This window comes from Phycisphaerales bacterium AB-hyl4 (assembly GCA_041821185.1).
Taxonomy (GTDB): domain Bacteria; phylum Planctomycetota; class Phycisphaerae; order Phycisphaerales; family Phycisphaeraceae; genus Natronomicrosphaera; species Natronomicrosphaera hydrolytica.
In genome coordinates, this window is record JBGUBD010000007.1 from 193,333 (window position 1) to 208,809 (window position 15,477).

General features: G+C 61.0%; 15 protein-coding genes and 1 tRNA gene. 2 read left to right on the forward strand and 14 right to left on the reverse strand.

Annotation, left to right across the window (positions count from 1 at the left end):
- Window positions 1-8: 8 nt before the first annotated feature.
- From ACERK3_13110 to ACERK3_13120, 3 genes are all read right to left on the reverse strand, one after another.
- Window positions 9-329, reverse strand: coding sequence for a hypothetical protein (locus ACERK3_13110; GenBank protein ID MFA9479224.1), 321 nt, complete (start codon window positions 327-329; stop codon window positions 9-11).
- A 155-nt stretch (window positions 330-484) separates the two neighbouring features.
- Window positions 485-994 (reverse strand): hypothetical protein, encoded by a 510-nt coding sequence (locus tag ACERK3_13115; protein MFA9479225.1) that lies wholly within the window; start codon window positions 992-994, stop codon window positions 485-487.
- Between the two features lie 1,093 nt (window positions 995-2,087).
- Complete coding sequence (locus ACERK3_13120; protein MFA9479226.1) at window positions 2,088-2,792, reverse strand: recombinase family protein; 705 nt, start codon at window positions 2,790-2,792, stop codon at window positions 2,088-2,090.
- Between the two features lie 562 nt (window positions 2,793-3,354).
- Here ACERK3_13120 and ACERK3_13125 point away from each other — a divergent pair.
- The gene (locus ACERK3_13125; protein ID MFA9479227.1) at window positions 3,355-3,969 is read left to right on the forward strand and encodes a hypothetical protein; all 615 of its coding nucleotides are present in this window, start codon (window positions 3,355-3,357) and stop codon (window positions 3,967-3,969) included.
- Between the two features lie 278 nt (window positions 3,970-4,247).
- Here ACERK3_13125 and ACERK3_13130 read toward each other — a convergent pair.
- From ACERK3_13130 to ACERK3_13165, 8 genes are all read right to left on the reverse strand, one after another.
- Window positions 4,248-4,321 (reverse strand) — tRNA-Arg (locus ACERK3_13130).
- A gap of 40 nt (window positions 4,322-4,361) precedes the next feature.
- Window positions 4,362-5,051, reverse strand: a complete 690-nt coding sequence (locus ACERK3_13135; GenBank protein ID MFA9479228.1) for a hypothetical protein — start codon at window positions 5,049-5,051, stop codon at window positions 4,362-4,364.
- Window positions 5,052-5,163: 112 nt separating this feature from the next.
- Window positions 5,164-5,880, reverse strand: coding sequence for a histidine phosphatase family protein (locus ACERK3_13140; protein MFA9479229.1), 717 nt, complete (start codon window positions 5,878-5,880; stop codon window positions 5,164-5,166).
- Window positions 5,881-5,982: 102 nt separating this feature from the next.
- Window positions 5,983-6,312: a YkvA family protein gene (locus ACERK3_13145; protein MFA9479230.1), complete on the reverse strand. Its 330-nt coding sequence runs from the start codon at window positions 6,310-6,312 to the stop codon at window positions 5,983-5,985.
- Window positions 6,313-6,456: 144 nt separating this feature from the next.
- Entirely contained in the window at window positions 6,457-7,494 is a 1,038-nt protein-coding gene (locus ACERK3_13150; protein MFA9479231.1) for a D-alanine--D-alanine ligase, read from the reverse strand.
- Between the two features lie 46 nt (window positions 7,495-7,540).
- Complete coding sequence (locus tag ACERK3_13155; protein MFA9479232.1) at window positions 7,541-8,581, reverse strand: putative zinc-binding metallopeptidase; 1,041 nt, start codon at window positions 8,579-8,581, stop codon at window positions 7,541-7,543.
- 40 nt (window positions 8,582-8,621) lie between these two features.
- A complete protein-coding gene (locus tag ACERK3_13160; protein MFA9479233.1) occupies window positions 8,622-9,002 on the reverse strand; it encodes a hypothetical protein in 381 nt (126 codons plus the stop codon).
- Window positions 9,003-9,201: 199 nt separating this feature from the next.
- A complete protein-coding gene (locus ACERK3_13165; protein ID MFA9479234.1) occupies window positions 9,202-9,948 on the reverse strand; it encodes an FKBP-type peptidyl-prolyl cis-trans isomerase in 747 nt (248 codons plus the stop codon).
- A gap of 78 nt (window positions 9,949-10,026) precedes the next feature.
- On the opposite strand from ACERK3_13165, the gene ACERK3_13170 reads away from it, so the two are divergent.
- Entirely contained in the window at window positions 10,027-10,488 is a 462-nt protein-coding gene (locus ACERK3_13170) for a gamma-glutamylcyclotransferase family protein (GenBank protein MFA9479235.1), read from the forward strand.
- A 25-nt stretch (window positions 10,489-10,513) separates the two neighbouring features.
- Here ACERK3_13170 and ACERK3_13175 read toward each other — a convergent pair whose 3' ends face one another.
- The 3 genes from ACERK3_13175 to ACERK3_13185 all read right to left on the reverse strand — a co-directional run bounded on the left by ACERK3_13175 (window position 10,514) and on the right by ACERK3_13185 (window position 15,423).
- On the reverse strand, window positions 10,514-12,532 hold the full coding sequence (locus ACERK3_13175) for a beta-galactosidase trimerization domain-containing protein (protein ID MFA9479236.1): 2,019 nt from the start codon (window positions 12,530-12,532) through the stop codon (window positions 10,514-10,516).
- Window positions 12,533-12,660: 128 nt separating this feature from the next.
- On the reverse strand, window positions 12,661-14,532 hold the full coding sequence (locus ACERK3_13180; protein MFA9479237.1) for a hypothetical protein: 1,872 nt from the start codon (window positions 14,530-14,532) through the stop codon (window positions 12,661-12,663).
- 153 nt (window positions 14,533-14,685) lie between these two features.
- A complete protein-coding gene (locus tag ACERK3_13185; GenBank protein ID MFA9479238.1) occupies window positions 14,686-15,423 on the reverse strand; it encodes a glycosyltransferase family 2 protein in 738 nt (245 codons plus the stop codon).
- Window positions 15,424-15,477 lie beyond the last annotated feature (54 nt).

Below are 15,477 nucleotides of genomic sequence, written 5' to 3' on the forward strand. Positions count from 1 at the left end.
CCGATATGTCAGTCATTCCAGCCCAGGTCATCAGCGACACGATTACGGGCTGCCCGAAGCTGGATCACAAGCGGGTCATCCGGCTTGCCCCCTTGCTGTGATTCGAGCCGGTTTTCTTCAACGAAAATCGAATCGTAAAGCATTTCCCGCTTCGCTGCGTTCATGCTGCCGGACATGGGCCGGGCTTCAGTGCTGCCGGCGGCCTGAAGCTTCGCCTTCATGTGGTGGCGAATCTTTCGCTTGATGCTCTGGCTGCTGATCGGCTTCAGGTATTGTGAGACGGACGATAGCTTGCCCTCGCGTGAGGGTTGAACGGTGGTGGTGGTCATGTCTTTCCTTGTGGTGGGTGGGGTGATCGGCCCAGCGTTGCCGCTAGGGTTTGAAACGGCCCACATGCTGGCACTTCAGCAGGTCCGAAGCTTGAAGGTGGGCGATGGGGTGGTTGATGATGCCGATAATGAAGAAAGCTGCATATGTAAGCCATTCAGTCATCATGCTTGGCAGGCTCGGCGTTGGGCTGTCGATGATCTTCGGTCTTCTGCCGTAGCTGCCGTGGCTGCCGTGGCGTCTGTGGGATCACGTTCAGGTTTTCACGCCGAAGGTTCAGGCGGTTCCCATCCCGATATTTCACTCGCTCACCCTTCCCGGCGTCCACGATGATCCGGGCAGCGGTGACAAGCTCGCCAGGGCCGAAGCGTTGCTGACTGTCGGCGATGCGTACGTACTGGTGGCCGGGGCCGGCGGCGTTGTAGCACCAACCGGTAGTCATGTTCATCGCAGCCAGCCGGCGGTAATCCTGTGGCCACAACTTCGCTTCATGGATGCCATCGGAAAGCGGCACCTTCATCACCTTCGCCCCGTCATGGTCGATGGCTTCATACGCCGGGCCTGACTTCGGGGGACGCCGGCGTGGTCGGCCGCCACCCCTCGGGGTGGGCAGGTCCACTTCAACGCCAAGGTATTTCTTAACTGCTCGCTGTGTTCGTCGGTGCATTGTGGGTGGTGCCATCGTGTTCACGTTGTGTAATTCCTTCCAAGGGGAGAACAGGGGGTGATTGATCCATGCCCACTACAAAGGGCAAAAAACAAGGGCCGAGTGAGCCGTTAAGCCCACCCGGCCGCGTCATCAGAGCCGGCCTTGTCACCACTACCACCACCACCACGGGCCGGTATCGCTTCGCTGATCGGCGGGGACACGTCACGCCAGCCGGGGCCGGCTATCGCGTCCGCCCAGGCCAACCAGCGGGAGAATTGGGGGCTTACTACAAAGGCCAGAGAACATTGATCCAAAAATGTGTGGGTGAAAATTCTTCAGGTGAACGGGTGGCGCGCTGATTCACGTTCTGTTACAACGGTCCCCGCAACGCTCACCGGGCCGCGTTACGGTCCACCGGGCTTCACTGATTCGATGGGAGATTCGAGATATGGGAATTAGGCACATGCTCATGGAAGTGTTCTGCGAATCGTTCCGGCGGGTCACTGGCCTTGGGCTGTACGTTGGTCGGTCGTGGGCCATGCCTCACACTTGCCGATTCGGAATCATCAGGGATCGGGGGTGCGTTGCGATGTACGCTGGGCCGGTGGGAATGATGGTGGACAAGGCGCGATGGTGGTGATGATGATGAACACAGCCACCGACAAGCCCACGGCATGAACGCCGGGGCATCCAGAGAACACCTAAAGGGAACCTTCGGTAAGCCGTGGGTTCCCTTTGGTTTTATCTATAGGGAATACACATACAGGAACACATATAAACAGAGTAGTGGACAACCATAGGGAACCTGTGGTTCTCTTTAGAATACCTATAGTTACCCCCCTTACCCCCCATCACGCTACCATCCCCCTCATGCTGGTAGTGTGTTTCTGCTCGGATTGTGTGTGCGTTGTTTGTCGAAATAGCAACCTAATTGCCGGTCGGACATTTTGGCACAATTCGTGGCCAGTGAAGCGCATGGTGTTTGTCGAAAGGACAACCGAATTGTGAACGGACATTTTGGCACAGTTTTTAGGTGGTGAAGCGCATGGTGTTTGTCGTCTGGGGCAACCTATCTGAACGGACAGTAAATCCGGTGTCTGTGCCGTCCCCTTCACGCCCCCGCAAGGCTCGGCCTTTCACGCTTCACGATGGCGTACACCGTGCCGGGCTTCCACGGCCCACCGTTGCGGGTGGTGACACCTTCGGCGTTCAACGCTTCGGCGATCTCCGCATAGCTCATCCGCTTACGGCCCTTCGGCTTCCGTCGCATGGCTGCAATGCGTTCAATCACTTCCGGCTCACCCTCATAGAAGCCGAAGGGCTTACGTCCCTCACAACGGCCCGTGGTTCGCCGCTGACGTTCGCGGGCTGCCCGAAGCTTCGACACAATCACGCTCTTCTCAAACTGCGACACGGCCCCCAGCACCTGCCGGATGAGTACCCGTGTCGGGTCATCATCGCCGGCGGTCAGGTCGTTACCGCCTTCGGCTTCGATCACGCTGACGCCAAGGTCTTTGAACTCGCGGAGAATGATTTCACCCACCACCAGGTCACGGGCCAGCCGGTCGGAGCGTTCAACCAGCACCACGCGTACGCCGTTGGCTTTGATCCTCACCAGCATGTCAGTCAGGCCGGGCCGGTCGAAGCTTTCCGCTGTGCCGGTGACCCCCTCGTCACGGTATTCGCCGGCGATGGTCAGGCCGTGGGCCTTCGCGTACTTGTCGATGGCGTGACGCTGCCGGTGGAAGCCGTCGCCGTCTACCTGCCCCCTGCCGCTGACCCGAAGGTACGCCAAAGCTGTTGCTTTGCTGCCCATGTCCTGTCCTTCCCGTGAAAGTGATTCGTGTGATTCGATCCATAAAATACAGGATAAGGCGAGTCTGTCAACAATGAATCTAAAGAAATATTGATAAATGAGTGGGCACCCCGGAGCATCGCCAGTCATCAGCAGGGCTGCACGCCCCCGGTCGGCTGTACGTCCATGCCATCACGCCCGCCGACAGCGTTGACCACGCCGGCGACAGGCTAGCCGTCACGCTGTCGCATCGGACCACCGCCCCGGCTGCCCCGACCCCCGGTTGAATCACCGTGACGACGGCTTGTGGTGGGCACGGGGGAAAGTCGAGCCGAGCCGATGTTGATACAGGGCTGAAGAAATTTGTAACAGACTTTCGCCGCCTCGGGCTTCGGCTGGGAATCTCTGCGTATACGAGAAACACTCACCACGAGGGGGAACACAAGGATGGTTCTTATTTCTGCTGGCTGGAAACAACCTATCAGGCATGAGAACTTACTTGCTTGCGGAAGAGACGCCCATCCACTACCGTCGCGGATGGAGTAACGAATTTCTTGGGTTTCAACGGAAGAGAGAAAGAACTATGACTCGTGTATTTATTTTCGGGACCGTGCTTGCACTCTGCGCGAACATGGCGGCTGCTTCTACTGTCTATCACGTCCGATCTGAGTGGGAGGCAGATGCCCATCACATCGACAGCATGTTGTTCCGGCCGGTGAGTGAAATCCCCTTGGAGGGGCTTATTTCAGATGGCCTTGGGTCGACGATTGAATACTCACCGTACTTCCCATTCAGGGGGCGTGGCAGGATTTACGGAGATGGGTTCCTTGCCATGCTTGAGTCAGGCGACTCACGGGTCACGATCAGGTTCGACCAGCCAGTTCGAGGGTTCGCTGCTGACATCGTGATGGGGTACAACCAAGTAGTCCCCCTGCGATTCACCGTGCCTACCTCCGACGACTGGTACGCGATACCGCGTGGCGCTACCTTCTTTGGCTTCTTAGCTGAGGGGGATCAGTTGTTCGATGAGGTCATCATTTCAAACCCCTTGGGCCAAGCGAATATCGAGATGCGTAACGTTCAGGTGGATGGGGTGCTTCTGCCCACGCCTGCGGCTTACATGGGCGGCGGCATTCTGTTGGCCTTCCTCGGCCTGTTCCACTGGATGCGTAAACGCTCAGCCTGCGAAACGGTTTAAGCTTCCAGCCAAGCGTCGGACGTGCCGGTGGTGAAGGCACGCATCTGTCGCAACTAAATGACGCCTAAAAATCTGCCCGCTGTGGGGGCCATTGTGGGTACACCGCTTCACTTTGGCGTCCTCTGTCGTCGCCTGAATACGCGTTTAAAAGCCAAAAACACAGGTTTTCATCTACCTCGCACTATCTTATTCGCCTTACCAATGCGGCGTTGTGGTGGTGGTGCTGGCAGATGGGCGACTGGCAGTTTCTCTAAGTTTAAAAAGCGATGGCGTCGCAATCCGCGCGGGAGGATTCGAACCTCCGACCTGTCCTTTAGGAAAGGACTGCTCTATCCTGCTGAGCTACGCGCGGCAAGGCGGCGGGCATTTTACCGCTTCCCGCTGGGCCTGCATCAGAACCCGCCTTCGCGCATGTCGGTGATCGACTGCGGGAACGGGTAGCGGGCGTAAAGCGCGGTCGGCGCTTCCCACATCCACGGCGCAGGGTAGACGTCGCCGGCGAAGCCGGACTCATGCATCGTGCGCAACACGGTCTCGAACGTCGGCTCGCGGCCGGCTTCGTCGAGCATGAGGTTGGCGCGAGCGCCGAGGAACGAAACGCTGGCGCAGGGCAGCCGCTGAGTCTTACGGCGGAGCATTTCGGCGATGATCTGAAAACCCATGCCAAGGTCGTCAAGCGTGAGGTGCTCCTGCCCGGCTGGTCGCAGCAGAGCAAGCACTTCGACCACGTCCATGTCGTACTTGATGACGGTGACCTGATCGTGGCCGATGAATCGGCGGGCGTGGTCGGTGATCGTGCGGTTGGTCCATTGGCTGGTGGGCAGCATCTCGGCCACCTGGCTGATGATGCCGTGGCTGTTGTCGTCCGCGTTCACGGCACAGATCAGCGAGCGATAGCGATTGCTCAGCAGGTCATCTAGCAGCAACTGGCCCCACATGAGGCGCAGCTTTGGTGCTGCGGCGGGCTGCTTGGCGGGCTTGGCGTCGGGAATGATGACGATGCGCTCGGTGTGCGTGGCTTGCGCCATCAGGGCGTCGCCGTCGCCTTCGTAGATACGGTGTTGGGAGACTGGGGTGCGCATGGTGAGGCTCCTTGGTCGGCCGGTCGCCAGGGGGCGGCCTGAGGTTCGGATCACGCGAGAGACGCGTTTATTATCACCGGCTGCACGCATCATGCCAAGTGAGGTCAACGGATCACTCGTAATTGGCCTTGATGCCCACGGGCATGCGGACGTTGTGCAGGCCCGCGGCGTAGAGGTGCGACAGATCTCCCATGCCGATGCACCGAGGCACGGCGACGTCATTGTTTCGCTCATCAAAGAGTATGGTCGTCACCGACGTTGGCGGCAGGAAGAAGCCGACGAAGACCGACGGCAGCGGCAAGGCGAGAAGATGAGCAAGCCATATCAGGCCGAGCCCACCGTGGCAGAACACCGCGAGGGAGTCGCGGTTGGAGCGTTCGATGCGGTAGACGCCTTTGTCGTGCACATAGCCGTGGGTGGCGAGCAGTTCGTCGGATTGCTGGCAGATCTCGTCATACTCTTCGCGGAAAAGGGGGTTGTCGAAAGGGGCGATGGTATGCCAGTCGTGTTGTTGCGGGAGCGGTTCGCAGGCGCGGACGCGATGGCCGTGGATATCCCAGAGGCAGACGTCGGCGCCGGCGTCGTGGGGTTGTTCGACGCGCCAGTGGCCTCGCTCGGCGGTCCATTCGAGAACCTTGGGTTCCTGGTTTTTCAGGTCGGCGGTGTACTTTGCGGTCGCGCGTGCCCGGCCGAGAGGAGAGGTGTAGAGGTGATCGATTTTGACGTCGCGCAAGCGGTCGGCGAGGGCGCGGGCCTCGGCGTGGCCGTGCGTGGTGATGGTGTCGTTGGCGTAGTCAGGGTCGGCGTGGCGGATGATGTAAAGTCGCATGGCTTGACCTGTCGTTTAACGGGTGATGAAAGCCGCATCGTACCCGAAGATGCAGGTGAGGCCGAGCCGTGTTCCGCGCGATTCGAAGTCGACGCGGTACGGCTAAGAGTGCTGCTCGCCGGGCGATGAGGCGGCGTCGGCCTGAGCCTCGGCGTTCTGTTCGTGTTCGAGTTTCATACGGCTTTGCTTGCGGACGATGGCTGGCGCGGCACGGGTGATCAGCCACATGAGCGTCGTGGCGACGACGATGTCATCGACAATGCCAAGCACGGGTACGACGATGGGGATCGCATCCCAGGGCCAGATGACGTACGCCAGTGCGAGCGCAGTGAGGATAACCTTCGCCCACCACGGCGTACGCGGATCGCGATAGATCAGCCAGAACAGCTTCAGCCGAGCGAACAAGCCGAGTTTGGGACGGAACTTTGCCATAGGTGAATCATAGCGCAGTTAGACAGATTTGGAATTTCGGATTTCGGATTTCGAATTTGTAAAAACCAGTACCGTCAAGAAATCCCAAATTTCGAAATCCGAAATTCGAAATCCGAAATCCGAAATTCCAAATTCCCCCACCCCTCACGCCTGTCCGCGTAGCCGGTAGCGCAGGCCGAGGTTGAGGATTTTCTGGAGCAGGTCTTCGTATCCGACGCCCACGGCCTCGGCGGACTCGGCGAAGTCTTCGCCGTAGGCGAGTTGCGGGTTGGGGTTGGCTTCGATGAGAAAGACCTGGCCCTCAGGATTGAGGCGGAGGTCCATCCGCGCGTAGCCCGACAGCGACAGGGCGCGATAGACGCGTTTGCAGAAGTGGTGGATGTTTTTCTTTTCAGCAGGCGAAAGGTCGGTTGGCTCCTGCGTTTCAATGCCGACTTTTTCCTGGTACTTGTAGTCCCACTTGATCCGACCGGTGGCGATGCGCGGCGCGGCCTCACGCAGCTTGGTGAAAGTCAGTTCCCAGATCGGGAGCGTGAACAGCCGTTCGTTGCCCAGCACGCCGACGTACATCTCGCGGCCGTCGATGTACTGCTCGGCAATTGCGTCGGTCTGGCAAGTGCGATGTACAAACGCAACGCGCTCAGCAAGTTTGTCGTCGTCGTAAACGATCGACGCTTGCGAGATGCCCACCGAGCCTTCTTCCGTCAGCGATTTGACCAGCAACGGAAACGCGAGGCGCTTCGGCCGACGAACCTTGCGGTCGAGCGGGAACACGGCGAACCGCGGCACGCCGATGCGATGATGGCGAAGGATCATCTTCGTCAGCGCCTTGTCATGGGCAAGCATCAGCCCTCGCGGGTTGCACCCGGTGTAAGGCAGGCGGAGCAGTTCGAGATAGCTGACCACGTGCGCGTCATACACCCCCACGCCATCGAACTCTTCCAGCAGGTTGAACGCAATGTTCGGCTGCCACTGCTCGTTCGCCTCGCGAATCACCGACAGATCGCTGGACACCCCCAGCGGCCGAACCTCGTGGCCCATCTCGCGCAGCGTGGCGCACACATCAAATTCCGTTTTGAACGGTGCGATCTCTTTTTCGCTCAAGCCCTCGACGGACTCAGGCGGCACGAGGTCTTCGTGCATCAGCACAAGAATGCGTAGTTTTTGACGTCGTTTCGCCATTGGCGTTCCATCTAAAGGCGCGCTCTGCTGCGCGTCGCGGCTAACTTTACAGCGCGACCCGATGCTGGCCGCTGTGGAGGAAGTTCATCGTCTGCACACTGAGCATGATCATGGCTTCTGTTTTCGTTTGCTTCTCGGGTTTGGCCAGGCGCAGCTTCAGTTCTTTGCATCGGTCGATCATGTCGCGCAGCACCTGGTCAATCGTGTACGCCGGCGTACCGGTCCAGTTCGCGACCGTGTCGCGCAACTCCGGGCGAATGCGACGCAGAAAGCTCGCAGCAGTGGGGCGAAGCTTGTATTGCGGCTCCTCGGAAAACAGCTTGCGCAGATCCGAATCGTAAAAATCGGGGAACTCGTCCGCGTAGTGCATGTGCTTGCGGCGGTAGTGCTGACGCAGCGTGCGTGTGATCTGCGACAAGGGCTCGATCTGCAAGCGACTGCGCACCGGCGCGGGCTCGCCGGCGATCTCCTGCATCAACTCGTCAACGTATTCAAGTTTGCGGTACGCAGGCCAGTTGCGATACGCCTGTCGCCACCGCGAGCCCGGTGCCAGCCAGACGGCGAACGTCTCGGCGAAGTCCTCGGCCGGGTGCGCCTGGGCGTACCACGCATCGAGGTGCAGCACGTAATCCCGGCTGCGCGGCTTGGGGCGGTAGTGTTGCGGGTAAGGCTGCGTGAACGAGCCGAACAACTCACGCCAACGCTTGCGACGGTGCAGGCGGTACGCGGTGTCGATGGCATGGCCCGCTTCGTGGCGAAGGATGCGCAGGCATTGATTTTCCGGCCCGCCTTCGACGGCGAGCATCTGCCGTTTTTCCAGCTTTTCCAGCCGAGGGTGGGCGAGGTAGAACGGTGCTGCGATGCCCGGTACGCCGTCGGGACTGAACCACTCGGTGCTGAGCCAGACGTGCGGGCGGAAAGTGAGTCCCTTGCGGTCGAGGTCTTCGTAGAGACGTTGCACACGTCGTTGGAGGGCGGTCTTTTCGTAGCGGAGTTTCAGATCACAGAAGCGCAGATCCAGCAGGTGATCGTCGGACAGCCGTGTCCAGGCGTTTCGGCGTCGGGCGATGGGCTGGCGTGTGGGCATAGGCGTGCTCTGTGGCCGATCCCTGTGAAAAAACGACAGGTCAGGTTTCGTTTTCTCGCTGTCGACGGGCGACGATGAACGACCGTACGCCGAGTCCCACATATGCCAGGCATAGCAGGCCGAGCACCCCGCGTGACACGGCGGCGGGCGGGTTGTCGACGTCGCCGCCGACGATGAGCGAAAGCAGGCTGAAGATGCCGGGGATCATGCCGATGAACACCAGCAGCGCCAGACCCACCGCTGCGTGCATGACGTGTTTGCGCGACTCGGGCTTCCACATGGCAAGTGCGGCGAGCAGGGCGAACACGCCGCCGATGATGGCGGGGATCAACGCCGTCGCGTGTTCACGGCCCGTGGCGATGTAGCCGGCGACGCCGAGGACGATAAGCAGAACACCGAGGCCGAGGGTGATGCGGGGCATGAATAGCGGTCCTTCGTAAAAAGCGGTTCGTCATCATTCTAACGGCTGACGGCCGGGACGGGGCGGTTTGGCGCCCGCGCGTTTGGCAGCCAGTACCTGTAAGCCGTTTCGACAGAAAAAAATCGACGCCGCAGGCTTATGCATACGGCGTCGATTGGTTATGTCCGATTAATGCATTGCGATCGAGTGACGGCCCGGATCATTTCACTTCGAGCAACTCGACTTCGAAGATCAGCGCTGCGTTGGGGGGGATCATGCTGCCAGCGCCGCGTTCGCCATAGCCCAGTTCCGAGGGGATGAAAAGCTCCCACTTCGCGCCGGGCTTCATCATCATCAGCGCTTCGGTCCAGCCGGGGATGACCTGGTCGGTGGGGAACTCGGCCGGCTCGCCACGGTCGTGTGAACTGTCGAACTGTTCGCCGGTGACCAGCGTGCCGCGGTAGTGGACGACCACAGTGTCGCCGCGCTCGGGCGAGTCGCCTTCGCCTTCCTCAATGATTCGATATTGCAAACCCGAGTCGGTGACCTGCACGCCCTCGGCTTCGCGGTTTTGTTCGAGGAAAGCACGGCTGGCTTCGGCGGCCTCCGCGCCGCGCTCCTGCTGTCGGGCCTGCATCTGAAGCTGCAAGGTGAACAACGCCTGCATCAGCGCCTGCTCGTCCATTCGCGGGTCGTCATTGCCCAGCGCGGCGGCGATGCCGTCGGCGAACTCGTTGGTGTCCACGTCATATTCAATGCCCTGCTGCCGAAGGTCCAGGCCCACGCGATAGCCCAGGGCGTAGCTGATGTCGCCGCGGTCGATGTCTTCGCCGGCCTCAGGCTCGAATGCCATCTGCTCGGGCGATTCGATGGCGACCTCTTCCTCGGCGTAGCTGAACATCGACAGGCCGGCCGCGCCGACGGCAAAGGCAGCCAGACCGGTCACGATCATTCGTTTGTGCGTCACGATAAAGGCTCCGAAAGTGAAGGTTGAAAGCAGTATGATAACCTATCATCGCCACGCAGGGCGTGACAGGCGACGATCATGCATTATTTTGCATACGGCTCAAACCTCGATCCGGTTCAGATGCGCCGGCGGTGCCCCGGTTCCAGCCCCCTTGGGCGGGCCACGCTTCGTCAGCATCGCCTGGTGTTCCCACGCACCTGCGAAAGCTGGGCGGGGGGCGTCGCGGGCATCGAGCCGCACGAGACATCAAATGTCGAAGGCGTGATCTACCACCTCACAGCCGCGGACCTGGCAGCGTTAGACGAATACGAGGGGCTTGCCGAGGGCGACTACGTCCGCCGCAAGGTTGTGGTGCATCAGCCGGCCGAGCTTTCGATCGAGGTCTGGACCTATTTTGCCAACCCCGCCCCGGCCGGCCCGCAGCGGCCGTCGCGCCACTACCTCGACGCCATCGTCCGCGGTGCGGAGCACTATCGATTGCCCGAGTCGTACATTGCCCGACTCAAAGCGATCCGCACCGTCGAAGACCTCGCCGACTGACGTGGCGGGTTGTGGCTGTTTGCCATTATGCGAGATCGATTTCGACCATCGCGTGGCCGACGATTTTGGGCACGGTGAAGCGAACTTCTTTGCCGTCGGTGTGGAATTCGACGCGGTCGCCGTCGGGCACGAGCGCGACCGAGCCGACCTTGCCGGGCACTTTCACGCGGATATCGATAGCGTGGAGTGGGATGATGTCTTCGATGATGTCGAACGCCTGGCCGCGGCGTTCGGGCAGGTAGTGCAGCAAATGCAGAATGTATCGATCGTGATCGGGCTGGTGATTGAGTGTGGTCAGCAGCGTGGTCGGGCCGGTGGTGCGGACGAGGCGGTCGGGCATGAGCCGATCGATCGCGGCTTCCAGCAGTTTGCGACACCAGCGCGGCGCGTTGGCCTGATATTGGCGGAACAGGGGGTGGGCAAAGTAAATCACGCGGTCGTGTTGAACGATACCGGGATAGCCGACTTGTCCGGACGACGGCGCGTGAGCATGTGAGCAGAAGTGGCGCCAGGTGCGGTTGAAGTGTGGCGTTTCCACGTCGGCGAGCACGGCCGCGTTGTCAGCGGGGCGAACCTCCAAGGCACGCTGGTACATGACGTGGCCGGTGCGTGGCAAGTCGGCGTTGAGCGCTTCGCCGGGCACGATGAAGTCGGGCGAGTAGGGAGCTTCCTGCATGAGCGAGACGCCGAAGCGGTCGCTGGCGAAGCGGTCGCCCGCGGGCGCGAGGCCGGCGCGATGAGAAAGAATCAGCGCACCGCCCTGGTCGAGGTACTGTTCGAGTTTTTTCGCGAACGTTTCGTCGACGGGAATCTCATCGGGGAGAATGAGCAGCTTGTAGGCGTTGAAGTCGCGATCGGTGTCAATGATGTCGAACTGGATGTGGGCTTCCTGAAGCATGCGGACCGCGCCCATGGCCGCTTCGGGCAGGCGTGAGTGCCCGGTGGCGCTTTGGAATTGCTCTGGCGTGAACAGGCCCACCTCGTTGAGGGGTGTGACGTTTTCACACCAGGGCTCTTTGCGTTCGACGCTGCTGTAGACTTTGCCGATGAGATCGTAGGTGGCTTCGTCGATTTTGCCGTCGGGCGGCAGTTGGTCGCCGATGGAGCATCGTGCGCCCATGGCGATCATCTGAAAGCACTCGAACTGCAACGCTGCTTCGTTTTTGTAGGAATGGAAGTCGCCCCATGAGGTGTGGAACTTGCCAGTCATACCGAGGCAGGGGTGGCCGGTCGCGTCGAGGCCGCGAGCGTAGCGCATTGTGAGGGGGAAATGGAGGTAACCCCAACCGCCGGAGGGCAGCGACTCAAGCTCGTAGTGCGTGTAAGCGGGCAGGCTGGACTTGTGTCGCGGGCCGATGTGCCCGGCGTTGTAGAAGATGGTGCAGTCTTTATCGAACGTGCGGATGTACTCGGTCATCTCAAGCTTCCACGCATCGATGATCCCGTTGGCGAACCGCTGGCGGGCCTCGGCGTCTTCGGGGTTGACGCCGACGTTGTCCATCGCGTCAAGCCAGTGCTTCGCGAGCGAGTAGCGAGGCTGGACGATGTCGAAGAACAGGCCATCCACCGCAGGAAGCGTTTCGAACATCTCCTTGACGTGGTCTTTGAGAAACTGCCGATAGCCGGGATGAAACACGTCGACGAAGCGGTAGAAGCCAGGGTCCAGCGGCGGCGTACCGGGAAGCTTGCCATCTTCGTCCACGACGAGCCAGTCGCGGTGCTCGTGCGCGGTGTATTGGTCCCACTGCACGGTGGTGTAGACGGGCACGCGGATGCCACGCTTGTGGCAGGCTTCGATCTGCTCGGACAGCAAATTGGGACGCTTCAGTCGCGGGTGAATGCGTTCGGGATTGCGTTTGGAAGGGTAATAGATGTAGCCATGATGGCAGCGGGCAAATGCGGTGACGGAGTCGACGTGGGCCCGCTTGAGCGTGTCGGCAAACTCGTCGGGATCGAACGCGGCGCCGATGCCGTCGATGTGTTCGCTGGTGTGAAAGTCGAGGTGAACCTGGCGGAATCGAAGCTTGTCTGCAGAAGCGTTCATGAGGTCGGCTCGTCAGTTCGAGGTACGGGAGACCGGCTACGAGTCGCCTATGATAGCGATCGCCTGCGGTGACGTGGCAGTGTGGTCAGCTTGTGGTGGGGGCACGCGCGCTCCGCTGCGCTTTGCGGCTAACGGCCGACGCGTTGCTCGATCTGGGCCAGCGCCCGCTGGGCTTCGCGCGTTTCGCCCGCCTGCTGCAACTGCTCGACATACATCATGCCAAGCCGATACCAGTTGCTTTGCTGCTGAAACTCCAGGTACATGTCCGCCGGCCGATTCACCTGCGACCAGGTATGAGCGTACAACTCCAACACACGCTCGCCACGGCCGGCCTGTTCGAGCATGCGCTGCGTCCGCCGTACCGCTTCGAGGACAAACGGCCCCGCGTTCGCATACCGCTCGATCACATTCTCATAACGCTGACCGGCCTTGATAAACTCGCCTGCCTGCTCCCACATTTCGCCCTGGCGCATGCGGATTTCCGCTGCGAGGTCATGCCGCCTTCGGAACATCTGAAACATCTGCTCCCACAACGCGTCCTGCTCGTGAAGGTCCGTCACTGTCTCCACCATCGGCCGAAGCAGCACGACCGCGAAGTCCGGGTAACGCTGGCCGCACAGCCGCATGACCACGTCGGCCCATCGCCGCTTCTGATCAAGCGTCATCTGGCCTGACTCGGCCATGTGTGCGAGCATCAGCCAGCCGTACAGGTGGCCGTGCGACTCGCGCAGCCCCGCCTCCAGCAGTTCCAGTTGTGACGCCAGATCGCGGCCGCGCGGCGAAGGTGGCGCTGCGGCGTCATCATCATCGCCCGCCTCAAACGTGATCAACGGCTCGGGGTCCCAGTGGTCAAGGTCTGCCTGCGAGATCGCGTGCAGCCGAATGGTCGCATCCGTCATCGCCGCGGCGGAGTAGCGCTGCGTTTCGTTTGTGCCGATCAGTTCCGCCAGTAGCGACACGTAGCTGTCGTCGACCCATTGGCGTGTTTGCGGATCGCGCGTCAGGCCGCGCACGCCTTGATAGGCGGCGTATCGGCCGTGGTCGAAATTCCAAACGCCAGATTGGCCCTGCTGTTCGAGGAAGCCGACCCATGCATGGCTGACCTGCGAGCTTGCGCCGCTGGCGTACACCGCCGGTACGCCGATGGCCTTGCCGACCGTGACCGCGAAATGTGCCTGGTCGGCACACACGCCGCCGAACGCGCGGATGTTTGGCAGGTTGAACCCCTCCGTCGTCACCCGTTTGGGCGTGCCTCGGCGGAAGTGGTTCTGGTCGTAGCGAATCGTGTGAAACAGCCTGCCGACGTTGCGGTGCCCGCGATACTCGTCCAACGCCCATTGCATCTCATCGATCGTCGCGCCAATGTCGACCAGGTAGACCAGCAGTTCCACCGGCATGTCGCGGATGCCGAACTTCATCCGCTCGTGGTTGCCCGCGTAGAAATCGAACAGCTCGATCGGCTCGGGCGAGCTGGTCGTGTTCTCGTTCACCTGCGTGACCATCGGCCGATCGTGCACGACGACGATCGCAGCCGCGAGATAGGCGAACGTTTCGAGCTTGTCACCTCGCGCCTCACGCAGCTCATCAAGCAGGCGATATACCGCCGCGACGTCGTTCTCCGGCTTCACCGCGAACGCCACCGCCCGTCCTAGCCGGGGCTTTGACCGCAGGTAAGCGAGCATCTCCAGCCGATCCACGTCCGTCACCTGTTCGAGCTGCCGCACCAGCCGACGGACGTAGGCGATCTCACGAAACGCTTCGAAGTCGTTCGCGTCGGCGTAAGCGATCAGCCGATCAAGCACGGCGTCGCTCGCCCGGCGGGCGGATTCAAAGTCGCCCGTCTGCTTCAGCTCGTCGAGAATCGCGTCGGTTTTTTGCGAAACGGCTTCGAGATGCGGATGCGCGACCGTCGCCTGCCGCGCACGCGGCTGGGCAGACACGTCAGCTGCAACGATGGCGAGCAACACCACCACCAACCACCATCGCGTTGCCATACCCATGCGCTGTCTCCCACTGCCAAACGCAGCTCGCCTCCGGGCGTCGGCTCCCGGTAACCGGCTCCGTGGGATTGTTGAACGGCGTCGGCACGGATTCAAGTATTTGCGGCACAAACTTGCAGTCGCGAGCAGCTTTGTACGTCGTCGGCCGGCGGATTACCGACCGGGACACGAGCACGGCGACTTCGCCGCGAGCTTGTCGGCATATTTTTCCAACTCGGCGTCGAACACCTCGCGGTAGTGTGCGATGCGGTGTTCGGGGTCGTCGAGCTTGCCGCCGAAGCTGCGGTTCGGGTCGTTGTAGATCAGTCGGATGGGCACTTCCTTGACGCGAAGCTGGTGGGCAGCCGCCTGGACCCAGAACTGAAGCGGGATGGCGTAGCCGTCTTCGTTCAGATTCAGGTGCTTGAGCTTGGAGACACGGTAGGCCTTGTAGCCACAGAAGCTGTCGGTGATGTGCAGGTCGAGGTGTTCGTTGACCCATTTCGAGACTTCGAGGTTGATGGCCCGGCGGTCGGGCGGCGGCGGGTCGCCGGAGTATGCCGGGTCAAGGTAGCGCGAGCCGGAGAGCACGTCAGCGTCGTCGGCTTCGATGGCTTTGTCGAAATCGGGCAAGCTGCGGGGCTCGTGCTGCTCGTCGCAGTCCATGGTGATCAGCCAGTCGTAGCAGTAGCACTGGGCATAGCGAAACGCGTCGCGGATGCTTCGGCCGTAGCCGCGATTCTCGGCGTGACGGATGACATCGACCTTCTGCTGAGCGAGCAGCATGGGCGTCTGGTCCGTCGAGCCGTCGTCGACGACGAGAATATGCTCAGCGTACTTGCGGACCTCCCTGAGCACCTGTGTGACGTATTTTTCTTCGTTGTAGACGGGAATCGCGACGAGGGTACGCATGAACTGCTCCATAGGTCGTTTTATTGATTTTACCCGCGAATGGAATCATCCGCT

Bases quoted from the DNA above. Each gene is read 5' to 3' on its own strand.
- ACERK3_13110 (MFA9479224.1), bottom strand. From the start codon at position 329: ATGACCACCACCACCGTTCAACCCTCACGCGAGGGCAAGCTATCGTCC.
- ACERK3_13115 (MFA9479225.1), bottom strand. From the start codon at position 994: ATGCACCGACGAACACAGCGAGCAGTTAAGAAATACCTTGGCGTTGAA.
- ACERK3_13120 (MFA9479226.1), bottom strand. From the start codon at position 2,792: ATGGGCAGCAAAGCAACAGCTTTGGCGTACCTTCGGGTCAGCGGCAGG.
- ACERK3_13125 (MFA9479227.1), top strand. From the start codon at position 3,355: ATGACTCGTGTATTTATTTTCGGGACCGTGCTTGCACTCTGCGCGAAC.
- ACERK3_13135 (MFA9479228.1), bottom strand. From the start codon at position 5,051: ATGCGCACCCCAGTCTCCCAACACCGTATCTACGAAGGCGACGGCGAC.
- ACERK3_13140 (MFA9479229.1), bottom strand. From the start codon at position 5,880: ATGCGACTTTACATCATCCGCCACGCCGACCCTGACTACGCCAACGAC.
- ACERK3_13145 (MFA9479230.1), bottom strand. From the start codon at position 6,312: ATGGCAAAGTTCCGTCCCAAACTCGGCTTGTTCGCTCGGCTGAAGCTG.
- ACERK3_13150 (MFA9479231.1), bottom strand. From the start codon at position 7,494: ATGGCGAAACGACGTCAAAAACTACGCATTCTTGTGCTGATGCACGAA.
- ACERK3_13155 (MFA9479232.1), bottom strand. From the start codon at position 8,581: ATGCCCACACGCCAGCCCATCGCCCGACGCCGAAACGCCTGGACACGG.
- ACERK3_13160 (MFA9479233.1), bottom strand. From the start codon at position 9,002: ATGCCCCGCATCACCCTCGGCCTCGGTGTTCTGCTTATCGTCCTCGGC.
- ACERK3_13170 (MFA9479235.1), top strand. From the start codon at position 10,027: ATGCATTATTTTGCATACGGCTCAAACCTCGATCCGGTTCAGATGCGC.
- ACERK3_13175 (MFA9479236.1), bottom strand. From the start codon at position 12,532: ATGAACGCTTCTGCAGACAAGCTTCGATTCCGCCAGGTTCACCTCGAC.
- ACERK3_13180 (MFA9479237.1), bottom strand. From the start codon at position 14,532: ATGGGTATGGCAACGCGATGGTGGTTGGTGGTGGTGTTGCTCGCCATC.
- ACERK3_13185 (MFA9479238.1), bottom strand. From the start codon at position 15,423: ATGCGTACCCTCGTCGCGATTCCCGTCTACAACGAAGAAAAATACGTC.